Annotated in this window: 16 protein-coding genes; 9 read left to right on the forward strand and 7 right to left on the reverse strand. The window is 65.4% G+C overall.

All coding sequences use genetic code 11. The annotated features are described in order from the left end of the window. The first annotated feature begins 10 nt into the window (after nucleotides 1–10). From parC to ccoS, 3 genes are all read left to right on the forward strand, one after another. Nucleotides 11–2,245, forward strand: coding sequence for a DNA topoisomerase IV subunit A (gene parC, locus AWR35_RS08430; protein WP_058575521.1), 2,235 nt, complete (start codon nucleotides 11–13; stop codon nucleotides 2,243–2,245). 115 nt (nucleotides 2,246–2,360) lie between these two features. Continuing rightward, the gene (htpX, locus tag AWR35_RS08435) at nucleotides 2,361–3,275 is read left to right on the forward strand and encodes a protease HtpX (protein ID WP_058575522.1); all 915 of its coding nucleotides are present in this window, start codon (nucleotides 2,361–2,363) and stop codon (nucleotides 3,273–3,275) included. Nucleotides 3,276–3,407: 132 nt separating this feature from the next. Next, on the forward strand, nucleotides 3,408–3,641 hold the full coding sequence (gene ccoS, locus AWR35_RS08440) for a cbb3-type cytochrome oxidase assembly protein CcoS (protein ID WP_058575523.1): 234 nt from the start codon (nucleotides 3,408–3,410) through the stop codon (nucleotides 3,639–3,641). Between the two features lie 290 nt (nucleotides 3,642–3,931). Here ccoS and rpoH read toward each other — a convergent pair whose 3' ends face one another. The 4 genes from rpoH to ftsY form a co-directional block, all read right to left on the reverse strand. Next, nucleotides 3,932–4,837: an RNA polymerase sigma factor RpoH gene (rpoH, locus tag AWR35_RS08445; RefSeq protein ID WP_348769651.1), complete on the reverse strand. Its 906-nt coding sequence runs from the start codon at nucleotides 4,835–4,837 to the stop codon at nucleotides 3,932–3,934. Nucleotides 4,838–4,977: 140 nt separating this feature from the next. Then, nucleotides 4,978–5,934, reverse strand: a complete 957-nt coding sequence (locus tag AWR35_RS08450; RefSeq protein WP_058575524.1) for an ABC transporter permease — start codon at nucleotides 5,932–5,934, stop codon at nucleotides 4,978–4,980. Continuing rightward, nucleotides 5,931–6,602, reverse strand: a complete 672-nt coding sequence (locus AWR35_RS08455; protein ID WP_058575525.1) for an ATP-binding cassette domain-containing protein — start codon at nucleotides 6,600–6,602, stop codon at nucleotides 5,931–5,933. Before AWR35_RS08455 ends, AWR35_RS08450 begins: the two co-directional genes overlap by 4 nt. A 152-nt stretch (nucleotides 6,603–6,754) precedes the next feature. Continuing rightward, nucleotides 6,755–7,954, reverse strand: a complete 1,200-nt coding sequence (gene ftsY / locus AWR35_RS08460; protein ID WP_058575526.1) for a signal recognition particle-docking protein FtsY — start codon at nucleotides 7,952–7,954, stop codon at nucleotides 6,755–6,757. Between the two features lie 207 nt (nucleotides 7,955–8,161). On the opposite strand from ftsY, the gene rsmD reads away from it, so the two are divergent. Next, complete coding sequence (gene rsmD / locus AWR35_RS08465; protein ID WP_058575527.1) at nucleotides 8,162–8,761, forward strand: 16S rRNA (guanine(966)-N(2))-methyltransferase RsmD; 600 nt, start codon at nucleotides 8,162–8,164, stop codon at nucleotides 8,759–8,761. Nucleotides 8,762–8,792: 31 nt separating this feature from the next. On the opposite strand, the gene flgN is transcribed toward rsmD, so the two are convergent. The 3 genes from flgN to flgA all read right to left on the reverse strand — a co-directional run bounded on the left by flgN (nucleotide 8,793) and on the right by flgA (nucleotide 10,675). Then, complete coding sequence (gene flgN / locus AWR35_RS08470; protein ID WP_058575528.1) at nucleotides 8,793–9,269, reverse strand: flagellar export chaperone FlgN; 477 nt, start codon at nucleotides 9,267–9,269, stop codon at nucleotides 8,793–8,795. Between the two features lie 150 nt (nucleotides 9,270–9,419). Further along, nucleotides 9,420–9,737, reverse strand: a complete 318-nt coding sequence (gene flgM / locus AWR35_RS08475) for a flagellar biosynthesis anti-sigma factor FlgM (RefSeq protein ID WP_058575529.1) — start codon at nucleotides 9,735–9,737, stop codon at nucleotides 9,420–9,422. Between the two features lie 164 nt (nucleotides 9,738–9,901). Next, nucleotides 9,902–10,675 (reverse strand): flagellar basal body P-ring formation chaperone FlgA, encoded by a 774-nt coding sequence (gene flgA / locus AWR35_RS08480; RefSeq protein WP_231723583.1) that lies wholly within the window; start codon nucleotides 10,673–10,675, stop codon nucleotides 9,902–9,904. A gap of 270 nt (nucleotides 10,676–10,945) precedes the next feature. On the opposite strand from flgA, the gene AWR35_RS08485 reads away from it, so the two are divergent. The 5 genes from AWR35_RS08485 (at nucleotide 10,946) to AWR35_RS08505 (ending at nucleotide 14,403) form a co-directional block, all read left to right on the forward strand. Next, nucleotides 10,946–11,905, forward strand: coding sequence for a chemotaxis protein (locus tag AWR35_RS08485; protein WP_348769652.1), 960 nt, complete (start codon nucleotides 10,946–10,948; stop codon nucleotides 11,903–11,905). An 8-nt stretch (nucleotides 11,906–11,913) separates the two neighbouring features. Continuing rightward, the gene (locus AWR35_RS08490; RefSeq protein ID WP_058575531.1) at nucleotides 11,914–12,717 is read left to right on the forward strand and encodes a protein-glutamate O-methyltransferase CheR; all 804 of its coding nucleotides are present in this window, start codon (nucleotides 11,914–11,916) and stop codon (nucleotides 12,715–12,717) included. Between the two features lie 99 nt (nucleotides 12,718–12,816). Beyond that, the gene (flgB, locus tag AWR35_RS08495; protein WP_066185126.1) at nucleotides 12,817–13,224 is read left to right on the forward strand and encodes a flagellar basal body rod protein FlgB; all 408 of its coding nucleotides are present in this window, start codon (nucleotides 12,817–12,819) and stop codon (nucleotides 13,222–13,224) included. A gap of 43 nt (nucleotides 13,225–13,267) precedes the next feature. Beyond that, a complete protein-coding gene (flgC, locus tag AWR35_RS08500; protein WP_058575532.1) occupies nucleotides 13,268–13,675 on the forward strand; it encodes a flagellar basal body rod protein FlgC in 408 nt (135 codons plus the stop codon). 26 nt (nucleotides 13,676–13,701) lie between these two features. Continuing rightward, the gene (locus AWR35_RS08505) at nucleotides 13,702–14,403 is read left to right on the forward strand and encodes a flagellar hook assembly protein FlgD (RefSeq protein ID WP_058575533.1); all 702 of its coding nucleotides are present in this window, start codon (nucleotides 13,702–13,704) and stop codon (nucleotides 14,401–14,403) included. Nucleotides 14,404–14,416 lie beyond the last annotated feature (13 nt).

Consider the following 14,416-nt stretch of genomic DNA (forward strand, 5'->3'; position numbering starts at 1 on the left):
AGGGAACCGCATGTTCGAAGAGCCAAGCAGCAACGAATACGAGCGCCAGTCGATCGGCGCCTTCACGGAAAAGGCGTACTTGAACTACGCCATGTACGTCATCCTCGACCGGGCGTTGCCGCACGTCGCCGACGGCCTCAAGCCCGTGCAGCGGCGCATCGTCTACGCGATGAGCGAGCTGGGACTTTCGGCGCTGGCCAAGCACAAGAAGTCCGCCCGGACGGTGGGTGACGTGCTCGGCAAGTATCACCCGCACGGCGATTCGGCCTGCTACGAGGCCATGGTGCTGATGGCCCAGCCGTTCTCCTACCGTTATCCGCTGATCGACGGGCAGGGCAACTTCGGCTCGCCCGACGACCCCAAGTCGTTCGCCGCGATGCGCTACACCGAGTCGCGCCTGACCCGCTATGCCCAGACGCTGCTGGCCGAGGCCGACCAGGGCACGGTCGACTGGGTCGACAACTTCGACGGCTCGCTCAAGGAGCCGGCGCTGCTGCCGGCGCGCCTGCCCAACGTGCTGCTGAACGGCTCGACCGGCATCGCCGTCGGTCTGTCGACCGACATCCCGCCGCACAACCTCAAGGAGGTGGTCAACGCCTGCGTGGCGCTGATCGAGAACCCGGAGGCAGACGTCGCCGCGCTGTGCAAGCACGTCAAGGGACCGGATTTCCCGACCGAGGGCGAGATCATCACGCCGCCGGAAGACATCCGCAAGATGTACGAGACCGGTACCGGCAACGTGCGCCAGCGGGCCCGCTACGAGATGGAGTCGGGCCAGATCGTGATCACCGCGTTGCCGTTCCAGGTCTCCGGGTCCAAGGTGCTCGAGCAGATCGCCGGCCAGATGCACGCCAAGAAGCTGCCGCTGGTCACCGATCTCCGTGACGAATCGGACCACGAGTCGCCCACCCGGCTGGTGATCGTGCCCAGAAGCCGCCAGGTCGACATCGACGCGCTGATGGCCCACCTGTTCGCGACCACGGATCTGGAGAAGAGCTACCGGATCAACATGAACGTGATCACGGCCGACGGCCGGCCGCAGGTGCTCAATCTCAAGGATCTGCTGGCCGAATGGCTTGCCTTCCGCCAGGCGACCCTGCGCCGCCGGCTCGAATGGCGTCTGGCCAAGATCGAGCGCCGCCTCGAAGTGCTCGCCGGCCTGCTGATCGCCTTCCTCAATATCGACGAGGTGATCGCGATCATCCGCGAGGCCGAGGATCCCAAGGCCGAGCTGATCGCCCGCTTCGAGCTGACCGAGCTGCAGGCCGACTCGATCCTCGAGATCCGCCTGCGCCAGCTGGCCAAGATCGAGGAGATCGCGGTCAAGAAGGAACAGGCCGAACTGTCCGAGGAGGCCGAGGGCATCCGCACGCTGCTCGCCGACGAGTCGGCGCTGCGCGGGCAGATGCGCGACGAGCTCGTTGCGGATGCCGAGGCGTACGGCGATGCGCGCCGCTCGCGGCTGGTGACGCGCGAATCGGCCCAGCCGCTCGACGAGACCCGCCTGATGACCGCCGAGCCGGTCACCGTGGTCCTCAGCCAGAACGGCTGGATCCGCGCGGCCAAGGGCCACGATGTCGATCCCGAGTCGCTTTCCTACAAGGCCGGTGATGGCTACCAGGCCCATGTCGCCGGACGGTCGACCCAATCGGTGGTGGTCTTTGACGACACCGGACGGGCCTACACGCTTGCCACCCATACGTTGCCGTCGGCACGCGGGCAGGGCGAGCCGGTTACCGGTCGGGTGACGCCGCCGTCCGGCGCGCGCTTCGTCGCCCTGGCGATGGGCGAGCCGGCGCAGAAGGTGTTCCTCTGGTCGCCGGCCGGCTTCGGGTTCGTCACCTCGATGACGGACCTTGTCGGTCGTCAGCGCGCGGGCAAGAAGGTGTTCACCCTGCCCAAGGGCGTGGCGCCGGGACGGCCGGTGCTGCCAGGCAAGGCATTCGGTTACCTGGCGGTGGCCACCAGCGACGGGCACGTGCTGGTGATGGACGCCGACGAACTGCCCGAACTCGCCAAGGGCAAGGGCAACAAGCTCGTGGCCCTGAAGAGCGGGGTCGAGGTGGTCGCCGTGACGGCACTCGGCGAGACCGATGGCCTGCGGGTCACGGCCGGTGCGCGCACCATGACCATCAAGCCCGCCGATCTGGCCCTCTACCACGGCAAGCGGGCCGCCCGAGGCCGGCGTCTGCCGCGCGGCCTGACCCGCGTCGATAGCCTGGCCGCCGCTCCCACCGACGGCTGATTAGCGCGGCGTCTTGAAAAACCGCCGTGGCGCCCCAGATTGGGGTAATCTTCCCACCGGGCGGGTCGGGTATTTCCGACCCGCCGGACTTCGCCAACTTCACTCCGAGGTAGAGATGAAACGCATCGGCTTGTTCCTGTTGACCAACCTGGCCGTGATCGTCGTGCTGATGATCGTCTGGTTCGTGCTTTCCAGCGTATTCGGTCTCGGCCGGACGATGGATTACCAGGCGGGCACCATCAACCTGACCAGCACCCTGGTGCTGGCTGCCGTGTTCGGCTTCGGCGGCTCGCTGATCTCGCTGCTGATCTCCAAGTGGATGGCCAAGAAGAGCGTCGGTGCGCAGGTGATCGAGACGCCGCGCAACGAGTCCGAGCGCTGGCTGGTCGAGACGGTGCAGCGCCAGGCGCGCGAGGCCGGCATCGGCATGCCCGAGGTGGCGATCTACGATTCGCCCGAGATCAACGCCTTCGCCACCGGCGCGAGCCGCAACAAGGCACTGGTCGCGGTGTCCACGGGACTGCTTTCGAGCATGACCCGCGACGAGGCCGAGGCGGTCCTCGGCCACGAGGTCGGCCACATCGCCAATGGCGACATGATCACCCTGACCCTGATCCAGGGCGTGGTGAACACCTTCGTGATCTTCTTCGCGCGCATCGTCGGCTTTTTCGTCGACCGCGTGCTGCTGAAGAACGAGGAAGGGCCGGGTATCGGTTTCTTCGTTACCACTATCGTCGCGGAGATTGTCTTCGGCATCCTGGCGAGCACCATCGTGATGTGGTTCTCCCGTCAGCGGGAATTCCGTGCCGATGACGCCGGGGCCCGATTTGCCGGCCGCGAGAAGATGATCGCCGCCCTCGAGCGCCTGAAGGTGAACTACGACCGGCCGTCCGACATGCCGGCCCAGATGACTGCTTTTGGCATCTTCGGCCGCACCGGCAATTTCGGCCGGCTGTTCATGTCGCACCCGCCGCTGGACGAGCGGATCGCCGCCCTGCGAGCGGCCGCCGGCCACGCCCGAACCGCCTGACTCGGTCGCGATCTGGTTTGAAACCCCGCCGGGGGCGGGGGACAATGCCGGTCCCGGTGGGCCGGTGTGGGAGGCCCGCCATCGAGCGGGCCTTTTTCGTTCGACCAAGCGACAGCCTGACGGAGAATCGCGATGGAAGTCCTCTACCTGTTCGTTCCGCTGAGCATGCTCGTGGTCGCCGGGCTTGTCTGGGCGGCCTTCTGGGCTATTCGCAACAACCAGTTCGAGGATCTGGAGGGGCCGGCCCATCGCATCCTGATGGACGATGACGACCCCAAGATTCCGACCGGGGACGAGGCCTCCGATCCCGGCGGGGAGCCGGGGCGGGACGAACCGGCCAGCGAGGATGATCGCCGTCGTCAATAACCCCGTCGGGACTAGTGACATTGCCCCGAGGCTGGTTTAGGATAGCCGCAGAAACCGGAGGAGCCTCACATGAAAGAAATGTTCAACTTCGATAATTTCGCGTTCACGTTCACCATCGGCCTGATCGTCTTTTCCTGGCTGAGCTTCCTGAGCGTGATCTTCTTCGGCTGATCACGATGCGCGCGGCGCGTTGAGTTCGGCCATTAAAAAAGCCACCGCAAAAGCGGTGGCTTTTTTTGTTGCCCGGTTGGCCCGGATCAGCGGAGGCTGCCCGACTGCGGCAGGTGTCCTCAGGCCGGCTGGGGCAGGGCGGTGCGCAGCTTCTTCAGTGCTGCCGTCTCGATCTGGCGGATCCGCTCGGCGGACACGCCGTACTCGTCGGCAAGCGTCTGCAGCGTGGCCTTGGGCTCGTCCAGCCAGCGGCGGCTGAGAATGTCGCGGCTGCGATCGTCGAGCATCGACAGGGCCTCGTTCATCGCGGAGACCCGATCGTCCTCGTCGCGCTGGGCGGCGATGTCCTCGACCGAGAGCGCGTCCTGGTCGACCAGGATTTGTTCGTAGGACGGACCGTCGCCGTCTTCCGAGCCGTCGTAGGCCGGCGTGTCGAGCCCCATGTCACGCCCGTAGAGGCGCGCCTCCATGGTCATGACCTCGCGCTCGGGCACGTCCAGTTCCTCGGCGACCGACTCGGCTTCCGACTTGGAGAGCCAGCCGATCGAGTTCTTCATCTGGCGCATCTTGAAGAACAGCTTGCGCTGCGCCTTGGTGGTCGCCACCTTGACGATGCGCCAGTTCTTGAGGATGTACTCGTGAATCTCGGCGCGGATCCAGTGGACGGCGAAGGTGACCAGACGGACCTTCTGGTCCGGGTCGAAGCGCTTGACCGCCTTCATCAGGCCGATGTTGCCTTCCTGGATCAGGTCGGCGAGCGGCAGGCCATAGCCGCGATAGCCGCGTGCCACGTGCACCACGAAGCGCAGGTGACCAAGCACCAGCTTTTGGGCCGCCTCGATGTCGCCGGATTCCTTCAGCCGGCGCGCCAGGGCCTGCTCCTCCTCGACGGAGATCACAGGGAGACGACGTACCTCGCTGAGGTACTGCGACAACGAATCCCCCATCACCGGCATGGTCATGCCGACGGCCGGGGTCATCGCCCGCGACTCGGAGTTGGTCATCTGGTTGCCTGCTTTGTGCATCAGCTCGCCTCGTTGCAAGTATCCCAATGTATCTATCACCTCACGCATTTTAGCACTCGTTGGGTGGGAGTGCTAAAGGGGTGAATAGTTCCACCGGGAGACGGTGGAGTCCTAGAGATTAATGCAGGGGCAGGGGTAATTCACGGGGTGCTCAGACGACCGATATAGAAGCGGCCGATCACCTGGGCCGACAGCCAGCCGAGAAAAGCGCCGGAGACGAGCAGCAGGCCGATGACGGCGGCATCGATTTGCGGCGAGATCGACGCCCCGTACGAGGCGGCGAAGCGTTCGATCGGCCCGGCGGTGACCGAGACCGCGGTGGAGACCAGCAGGGACGCGATCGCTCCGCCCAGCAGCCCGGTCAGGGTGCCGTCGTAGAGCAGTGGGCGCAGCATGTAGCGTTCGGTGCCGCCGATCAGGGCAATCAACGCGATCTCGCGACGGCGTTCGTGCAGCTCCAGTCGCAGGGTATTGCCGACGACGAACACCACGGTCAGTCCGAGCAACAGCAGCAGCCACCAGCCCAGCTCGTCGAAGAAGCGACGAATCTGCTCGAGGCGTTCGACCCAGTCGCCGCCGGTGGAGAACTCGGCGACCGCGGGCTGCTCGCGCAGGGCCTCAGTCAGGGCCAGGCGCGTGTCCTGACGCGCGTCGGTCAGTGTCAGCTCCACCACCCAGGGCAACGGGTTGTCATCGAGGGTATCGAGGCCCTCGATGCGAAGCCTTTCCGTGAGGGCGGCCAGCCCGGCCTCTGGCGGGACGACGCGCTGCTCGTCAACGCTGGCCTGCCGGTCGAGCCAGTCGCGCAGGGCCTGGCGCTCCTCCTCGCTGGTGTTCGGCTTGAGGTAGAGGTCCATGCGAGCGGCATCGGTCATCCAGATCTCGCCCACCCGCTCGACCTGATGGCCGAGAGTCATGACCAGGGCGGGCAGGCTGAGCATGACACCGAGGACCAGGATGGTGGCCCAGGCGCCGAGGGGGCGATGAATCAGTCGCGCGAACGCGCCGCGCAGGCACTGGCGATGATGGCGACGCCACGCGGCGAGTGGATGGCGGCTCTTTTCGCGCGTTGCGGGTGCCTCGGCCTGCGGGCTCATGTCTCGGCCTCCTCGAAGGCGCTGATGCGCCCCTCGTTCAGCGCGATCCGCGGGACCGGGTACTGCTTGAGCAGGTCGACGTCGTGACTGGCGATCAGCACAGTCACGCCGACGGCATGGAATTCGAAGAAGCGGTCGAAGATGTCGCGCGAGAGCTCCGGGTCGAGGTTACCGGTCGGTTCGTCCGCGAGCAGGATGCGCGGTCGGTTGACCAGGGCGCGGGCGATGTTGACCCGCTGCTGCTCACCGCCGGAAAGTTCCTCGATCCGGGCACGCTGGCGTCCCAGCAGGCCGACCTTGTCGAGCGCCGCGTCGACGCGACGACGCGTGTCGCCGGGCAGATAGCCCGAGACCTGCAGGGGCAGGGCGACGTTGTCGAATACGCGCCGGTCCGGCAGCAGGTGGTGGTCCTGGAAGACCACGCCGATCTGCCGGCGCAGCTTCGGGTACTGGTGTCGCCCCATCTTGCCGAGATCGTAGCCGCCGATCAGCACCTGCCCGGAAGTGGGGCGGTCGAGGGCCGGGATCATGCGCAGCAGCGTCGACTTGCCCGCCCCGGAGTGGCCGGTGAGGAAGGCCATCCGTCCGGCCGGGAGCCGGAAGCTGATGTCCTGGAGGCCGAACTGGCCGTTGGCGTAACGGCGCGAGACGTTGGCGAACTCGATCATCGGGACGGGCTCCTCGATCGACCGGGTGTGCCGTCCGACGGCTGCATGGCCGAAGGCGTCGTTCCCTGCCGGCTTTGTTGGTGTCTCGCGTCGCTCACTGCGCGGCTCCTTGCACTCGAACTGGCGTGTGACGGTTCTCGAGGTGGCGGTGGTCAGTCCGGGCGATGATCCAGCAGTGCATCGACGAATGCCCGCGGTTCGAACGGCCGCAGGTCCTCGGATTTCTCGCCCACACCGATGAAGTGGATCGGCAGGCCCAGCTCCTCGGCGATGGCGAACACGATACCGCCCTTGGCCGTGCCATCGAGCTTGGTGACGATCAGTCCGGTCAGTTTGACCGCATCATTGAATTGTCGTGCCTGGATCAGCGCGTTCTGGCCGATGCTGGCATCGATGACCAGCAGCACCTCGTCGGGTGCCTCGGGTTCGGCCTTGCCGATGACACGGATCAGCTTGCCGAGTTCATCCATCAGGCCCGACTGCGTGTGCAGGCGTCCGGCCGTATCGACGATCAGCATGTCGCTGCCCCGGGCCTTGGCCGAGCTGACGGCGTCGAAGGCCACCGAGGCGGGGTCGCCTCGGCCGGGTTCGCCGATAACGCGGACGTCGTTGCGTTCGCCCCAGGCGATCAGCTGCTCGACGGCCGCCGCCCGGAAGGTATCGGCGGCGGCCAAGGTGACGTTGCGGCCCTCCCCCTTGAAGCGGTGGGCCAGCTTGCCGATGCTCGTGGTCTTGCCGCCGCCATTGATGCCGCAGACCACCATCACGTGCGGTCGGCCGGACTGGCGCCGACTCGGCGGGGTGGCCGGCTGGACTGACGTCAGGCGCTCCACCATCAGGCGGTGCAGGGTCTCGAACAGGCGTTCGGGGTCGTCGACGTGCTTGCGGCTGATCTCGTCGGTGAGCTCGTCGATCAGCGCCATGGTGGTCTGCTGGCCGACATCGGCCATGATCAGCCTCGTCTCGAGTTCCTCGAGCATGTCGTCGTCGATCTTCTTCTTGCCGAGGAAGAGATCGCCGAGCCCCTCGGTCAGCCCGGAGCGGGTCTTGGCCAGCCGGCTGAACAGGGAGCCCGAGTCGTCACTCGAGGCGGCCGGCGTGGCCGCCACGGTGGTGTCGGATTCCTGACGCTGGGTGTCGGTCTCCTCGGAAGTCGGGGCGGCCGACTCCGTGGTGTCCGTCTCCCGGGGTGGTTCGCTGGTCGGTGTATCGGCAGATTCGGTCTGTTGGCCGGCCGGCTCGGCGTCGGCTTCGCCGGGTGCCGCCTCGCTGTCGGTCAATCCGGCCGCGGACTCTTCCGTGGTCTCGGCGACGTCTGTCTTGCGTTTCTTGCGTCTGAGAAATCCGAACATGAAGCGTGATGGTACCTGGGTTGGCGACGGGAGAGGGCGTTCCGAGGTGGCGGCCCCCGCGAGACGCCGACGAAGTTTATCATGCAGGCTCTGGGGAAACGCGGCACGAACTCGGGCGGCATTCTGGCCAACCCCCGCAGGGCAATATCCGGTTCGTGCAGGATTTTCCCGAAACGATCAGTGACGCGTCCGAGGGAGGAATCGTCGATGCCCAGCACCCCCAAGGGGCGCCGCCCGTCGCGCGGCGAGCAAATCCGTATCATCGGCGGCGAGTGGCGTTCCCGCCGGTTGCGCTTCCCGGCAGCCCGCGATCTGCGTCCCACGCCCGACCGGGTCCGGGAGACCCTGTTCAACTGGCTGGGGCAGACAGTGACCGGCTGGCGCGTGTTGGACTTGTTCGCCGGCAGCGGTGTGCTCGGCTTCGAGGCACTGTCGCGCGGGGCGGCCTGGGTTGGGTTTGTCGAGCAGTCGCCGCGTGTTGCCCGGGCGGTCGCGGCCAATCTCGAGCAACTCGGCGCCGAGCCATTGCGCTACAGCGTCTGGACGCGCGATGCGCTGAAGTGGCTGGATCAGTCGCCCTTGGAGGGTCGGGCCATCGACCTGGTCTTCCTCGACCCGCCGTTTCGTCAGCCGGCCTTGCTGCAGCAGTCGCTGGACCGGCTGGCCGAGGCCCCGTGGCTGGCCGAGGATGCGCGGCTGTTCATCGAGGCCGCGGACCTCGACGCGTTGCGACTGCCGGCGGGGTTCGTCGTCAGTCGGGAGACGCGAGCCGGCGAGAGTCGGTCGGTCCTGCTGGCGAGGGGGTGAGCCGGGGCAGGCCTGTGGGAACGTTCCGGGATCAGGCGTCGCCCAGCGTGCGCCCGCGCCCGCCGGCCTGGCTCTCGGCGCCCTGAGCGGTGTACAGCGACCCGCCCGATTCGTCGCGCTGCAGCAGGAAGTCGATGCGTTCGCCGAGAAACTGGTCGATCCGACGCAGAGCCATCAGATTGCTCTGCGAGAGCTCACGGAAACGTTGGGCCGTCTTCTTGAGCGCCTCCCAGGCCATCCGCGCCGCTTCGGGCTGCCCGGCCAGTGCGGCCTCCGTTTCATTCGCCCCCGCGGCGGCAACCCACTCCAGGCGAGCCTGTTCGGCATCGGCCAGCCCCTCGTTGTGCTGGCGAATCGATTCGAAGACGGCATCGAATTCGTCCAGTGAGGGTGTGTCGCTGCGCCTGAGCAGTTCGGCAAGGCGTTCGTGCTGATCGAGCAGGGCGTCGGCATGCGCCTGCATCGTCGTCAACCAGGTGGGGAGATCGGAAGGGACGTGTTCGCTCATCGTGGCTAGGCACTCGGCGGATAAGGTCTCAAGGCGGGTCCCGGTGGAGCATACGCCAATCGCCGGGACGAACGAAGCACCCCGGTCAGCAATTGCCGGCCGGGGTGGGCAGGTGTCGGGTCCGCTGGTGCGGTGGCTGGAGGAGAGACCTTAGAGGTTCTCGAACTGGCGCAGCCGCTCGGCAATCTTGGCGGAGTCGACCTGGTACTCGCCCTGGCTGATCAGATCCTTGATCCGGTCGACCTTGGTCTGATCGAACGGCGCGGATTCGGCCAGCGAACGACCCAGCTCCTGCATCTCCGATGCCCCGCTGGACAACGTCAGGGCGTCGTCTTCTCGGATGGACGCCGACGCATCGCCAGAAGCGCGCTGCGACTCGCCCTTGGCCTCGGTGCGGCTGCGGGCTGAGTCCACCGACGAGTTCTGGCCCAGATTGCGCGGGCCGAAGCCGTTGATTTCGTTTGCCATGGTGTTTGATCCTTCCTGTCTCGGACGGTCTGTCCGTGCCGCGGCTCCGCCCCGGCAAACAGGCGTCTAGGTTAACGTAAATGTCCCTTCGCTCTTAAACCATCGGCCGCTTTCGGGAAAACTTTAGCGCCGACTGAAATACTTTTCTTCGGGGAGTCGGGCTCTCATCCGCCGATGGCCTCCACGGTCCGACTGTCGACGACCACCGCTTCGATTATCTTGCCGGAATGGGTGTTCTTGACCCGGACGCGCTGCCCGACGCCGGCGCGGCCCTGAACCTCGCCGGTCGAACCGACAATGAAACCACCCTTGCCAGCCTGAATCGAGACCACATCGCCCCGGTCGACGACGGCGTTCACGCCCAGGTTGCGCGCGGTAATCAGTTGCCCCGATTGCAGCGGTTGAGTCGCCATCATGCCAATAAGTTCCCTCGGGTCGGTGTAATAGCGCTGGCGAGCGCGGTTCGCATCGACCGTCGCGAGGCTGAGATCGGCTGCCGTGATCACGTCGCCGGACGCGAGCGGCCGGGCGGCGACCACGGCCTGCTGACGGCGGGTCAGTTCGACAGGCACGTAGATGCGCCAGGGTGAACTGCCGTGACAGCTCACCTTGACGGTCTGTCGGCCGCGATTGAGATTGAGCGGGCGTCCTTCGTTGATCTCCAGCGCCTGGTCACAGATGCTCAGCCGCAACCGGGGATCCAGCCGATCGGCGCGCAGCGTCAGGTCGCCGCGGGCACCGCCCTGTTGTTTCAGGAAGCGGTCCATTGCCGTGGCCACCTGTGCCTGAACACTGTCCGGCGAGGCCGGTGTGGCGGCCCCGGCCTGTGAAGCGGCGAGCAGCATGGTGAATGCCGTCAGCACCACGGCGAGGCCCGTCGGCCGACGCCGGAGTGACCCGCGGGGCAACATGCCGAATGACGAAGAGATGTGGCTCATGAGCGAGAGTGGCTGCAGGCACGGTTTGAATTGCATTGTCAGAACTAGCATTTACCATGCCACGCTCGCGCCTGTGGCGACCCGTCACGCAAGGGTGAAGCGACTGCGCTACCATGCCCTGAGAATCGGCCGCCACCCCTGATAAAGCGCGGGGTCATCGCCGTGTGTCCGGCTTGGCCGGCGGACTAAAGATTGTCCTTCCGGGGCCGATACCTCGTCTGGAAAACGTGAATCACCCAGCCAACAAGTGCCACCGAGGCAGGACCAGTCGTGAAAAGCAACGTGATGTCATCAGTCGATTCCCGCACCCAACTGGCCGGTCGCAACCGGCTCGAGCTTCTGGTCTTCGGTTTGGGCACCGATCAGCGTTTCGGGATCAACGTCTTCAAGGTGCGCGAGGTGATCCGTTGTCCCAAGCTGACGGATGTGCCGCATTCGGACAGCTCGATTCGCGGCATTGCCGACGTGCGCGGTCACACCATCACCGTCATCGATCTGTCGGAAGCTATCGGCAAGGGGCGGATGACGGAGGAGCAGGTGCAGGACGCGTTCGTGATCATCACGGAGTACAACCGCGCGGTGCAGGGCTTTCTGGTGCATTCGGTCGACCGGATCGTCAACCTGTCGTGGAAAGAGGTCCTCACGCCGCCGAGCGGCACCAACAACTCGAACTTCCTGACCGCGGTGGCCCGGATCGACAAGCAGCTGGTGGAGATCATCGATGTCGAGCAGATCTTCGCCCGTGTGGTCGGTGTCGCCGAGACGGTCTCGGATGACGTGATCGGCGAGTTCGGGGAGATCAGCAAGGAGAGTGACCTGGTGCTGGTGGTGGACGACTCGGTCGTCGCCCGCAAGCAGGTCGAGAGCACGCTCGAGCAGATGCATCTGCACACGGTGGTGACGAAGAACGGCCAGGAGGCGATCGACACGCTGCGGCGCTGGAAGGAAAAGCAGCCGGAGCAGTTGGAGCGGCTCGCCATGGTGGTCTCGGATATCGAGATGCCGACCATGGATGGTTACACGCTGACCTCGTTGATCCGTCAGGATTCGGCCCTCAAGAGCGTCTACGTCATCCTGCACTCGTCGCTTTCCGGTGTGTTCAACGAGAACATGGTCAAGCAGGTCGGCGCCGATCGCTTCATCCCGAAATTCCATCCGGACGACCTGGCGCGGGTCGTGGGCGAGGCGCTCGCGCGCCATGAGGTGCACCACGCCGTGGGCGAGGCTTGACCGCGGGCATGAAGGCCGAAACCTTCGCCCGGTTCACCGCCTTTCTCGAGCAGCACAGCGGGATTCTGCTGAGTACGGACAAGCAGTACCTGGTGGAAACGCGGCTGTCCCGCGTGGCCCGTTCCCAGGGGCATGCCTCGGTTGAGGGCCTGATCGAGACGCTGCTGTCGCGTCGTGATCGCACCCTGGCGCGTGACGTGGTCGACGCGATGACCACCAACGAGACCCTGTGGTTTCGTGATGGCTATCCCTTTGCCGCGCTGGAGAAGAAGTTCTTCCCCGAGGCGGTCGCCGCGAAGAAGTCGAGCCTGCGCATCTGGTCGGCGGCCTGCTCGACCGGCCAGGAGGCCTTCTCGATCAGCATCACGGCCGAAGAACAGCGGGTGCCCTTCAGCGTCGAGATCGTCGGTACCGACATTTCCGAAGAGGTGGTGGAAAAGGCGCGCCGCGGGGTGTTCGACGATCTTTCGCTGGGCCGTGGTCTCTCGCCGGAGCGAAAGCGTCAATATTTCGTCAAGACGACCGACGGTTGGAAAATCGCTCCGGCGATCAGCCGCCGGGTGCAGTTCCGGGTGGGCAACCTGCTCGAGCTGCGGCCCGAGGCGCGTCGCTACGATCTGGTGTTCTGCCGGAACGTCCTGATCTACTTCTCCCGCGAGACCAAGACGAAGATCATCGACCGCATCGCAAACACGCTGGTGCCGGGCGGCTACCTGATTCTCGGTGCCTCGGAATCACTCACGCAGCTCAGCGATCGCTTTACGGCCGAGCGCCTGCCGACCGGCGGCACGGCCTATCGTCTCAAGGACTGACCCCGGGCCTTCCCGAGCGCTCCGGCACCCTCCCTTCCGAAAACTGGCACGCTTATCGCATAAGCCCTCGGCACTGACCACGTGTCGAGGGTTTTTTCGATGTCGATCATCAATGACCGCCTGTTTGGCATCCACGACGATGCGCTGCAGCTCCAGGAGCGCAGCCTCAAGTTGCGTGCCGAGAACATCGCCAACGCGGATACCCCGGGCTACAAGGCCCGTGTGATGTCGTTCGACCAGGCGATGGAGGCAGCCTTGCAGTCCAAGTCGTCGCCGGGCTCGGCTAGCCGGCTGGCGACCAGCGACTCGCGCCAGCTTCAGGGCATGTCGTCTTCGGGGATTCGTGAGGGGTTCTCGGTGCCGGACCAGCCGGCGCTGGACGGCAACACGGTCGACCTGGACCAGGAGCGTGTCGGTTACACGCAGGATGCCATCGGCTACCAGACCACGCTTTCGTTTCTCAGCAGCCGGATTTCCGGCATCAAGAAGGCCCTGGGCGGACAGTGATCCGCGGGCCGAACGACCATTTTCCAGTCAAGGCAGGTGAACCATGAGCTTGTATGACGTTTTCAGCATTTCGTCCTCCGCCATGGCGGCGCAGTCCACCCGGCTGAACACGACCGCCTCCAACCTGGCCAACGCCAACGTGGACGCCTCGTCTCCCGAGGAGGCCTACAAGGCGCGCCAGCCGGTCTTCCAGACGGTGCTGGAGGCGCAGGGCGGGCGTGGCGTGCGGGTTGCCGGGATCACCGAATCACAGGCCCAGCCGGTGCAGAAGCACGATCCGGGCAATCCGCTCGCCGACGAGAACGGCTATGTCTACGGCTCGAACGTCAATCCGGTCGAGGAGATGGTCAACATGATGTCGGCCTCGCGGACCTACCAGACCAACGTGCAGGTGATGGATACCACCAAGCAGCTGGCCATGCGCACCCTGCAGTTGGGTCAGGGGCAATAAGGCCGTAGCACGGCAGGGAGCATGACATGACCAGTTCCGTAAACAGCGACATCTACTCTGATCTCGGGCTTGCCGCCTCGCAGGGCAGCAAGGGCGAGAACAAGAAGAGCCTGGATCAGACGGATTTTCTCAAGCTGCTGACGACACAGATGCAGAACCAGGATCCGATGAAGCCGATGGACAACACCCAGTTCGTCGCGCAGATGGCCCAGTTCAGTTCGCTGCAGGGCATCCAGGACCTGAACGAGACGGTATCCGGCTTCGAGTCGTCGGTGCAGTCCAACCAGGTGATGCAGGCCTCGTCACTCGTGGGCAAGGCGGCGATCGTCAAGGGCGATACCGCGCAGATGTATCACATGACCCAGGCCGACGGCAGCAAGGCGCCCTCGGGGATTCTGGGTGCGGTCGACGTGCCGACGGGGGCAACGGATCTGACGGTCGATATCGCTGATGCCAGCGGCCAGGTCGTCAGAACCATCGACGTGCCGGTGAACGGATCGGATCGGCCGTCCTTTTCCTGGGATGGTCGGCTCAATGACGGGCGCATGGCGCCCGAGGGAAATTACACGGTGAGTGCAAACGCCACGGTGGACGGCAAGGGGCAGGCGCCCCAGACCTATGTCGGGGCGGTCATCAGCAGTGTGGGCGTGACCAAGAATGGTCCGGAACTGAATCTCGACGGTTTGTCCTCGGTCAAGCTGTCGGATATCGTTGAAATCATTAATTAAACCGGAGGACGCA

It is taken from the genome of Guyparkeria sp. WRN-7 (assembly GCF_001641825.1).
Lineage (GTDB): Bacteria > Pseudomonadota > Gammaproteobacteria > Halothiobacillales > Halothiobacillaceae > Guyparkeria.

Excerpts from the sequence above, each read along its gene's own strand:
- parC (WP_058575521.1), top strand. The coding sequence starts at position 11 with ATGTTCGAAGAGCCAAGCAGCAACGAATACGAGCGCCAGTCGATCGGC.
- htpX (WP_058575522.1), top strand. The coding sequence starts at position 2,361 with ATGAAACGCATCGGCTTGTTCCTGTTGACCAACCTGGCCGTGATCGTC.
- ccoS (WP_058575523.1), top strand. The coding sequence starts at position 3,408 with ATGGAAGTCCTCTACCTGTTCGTTCCGCTGAGCATGCTCGTGGTCGCC.
- rpoH (WP_348769651.1), bottom strand. The coding sequence starts at position 4,837 with ATGCACAAAGCAGGCAACCAGATGACCAACTCCGAGTCGCGGGCGATG.
- AWR35_RS08450 (WP_058575524.1), bottom strand. The coding sequence starts at position 5,934 with ATGAGCCCGCAGGCCGAGGCACCCGCAACGCGCGAAAAGAGCCGCCAT.
- AWR35_RS08455 (WP_058575525.1), bottom strand. The coding sequence starts at position 6,602 with ATGATCGAGTTCGCCAACGTCTCGCGCCGTTACGCCAACGGCCAGTTC.
- ftsY (WP_058575526.1), bottom strand. The coding sequence starts at position 7,954 with ATGTTCGGATTTCTCAGACGCAAGAAACGCAAGACAGACGTCGCCGAG.
- rsmD (WP_058575527.1), top strand. The coding sequence starts at position 8,162 with ATGCCCAGCACCCCCAAGGGGCGCCGCCCGTCGCGCGGCGAGCAAATC.
- flgN (WP_058575528.1), bottom strand. The coding sequence starts at position 9,269 with ATGAGCGAACACGTCCCTTCCGATCTCCCCACCTGGTTGACGACGATG.
- flgM (WP_058575529.1), bottom strand. The coding sequence starts at position 9,737 with ATGGCAAACGAAATCAACGGCTTCGGCCCGCGCAATCTGGGCCAGAAC.
- flgA (WP_231723583.1), bottom strand. The coding sequence starts at position 10,675 with ATGAGCCACATCTCTTCGTCATTCGGCATGTTGCCCCGCGGGTCACTC.
- AWR35_RS08490 (WP_058575531.1), top strand. The coding sequence starts at position 11,914 with ATGAAGGCCGAAACCTTCGCCCGGTTCACCGCCTTTCTCGAGCAGCAC.
- flgB (WP_066185126.1), top strand. The coding sequence starts at position 12,817 with ATGTCGATCATCAATGACCGCCTGTTTGGCATCCACGACGATGCGCTG.
- flgC (WP_058575532.1), top strand. The coding sequence starts at position 13,268 with ATGAGCTTGTATGACGTTTTCAGCATTTCGTCCTCCGCCATGGCGGCG.
- AWR35_RS08505 (WP_058575533.1), top strand. The coding sequence starts at position 13,702 with ATGACCAGTTCCGTAAACAGCGACATCTACTCTGATCTCGGGCTTGCC.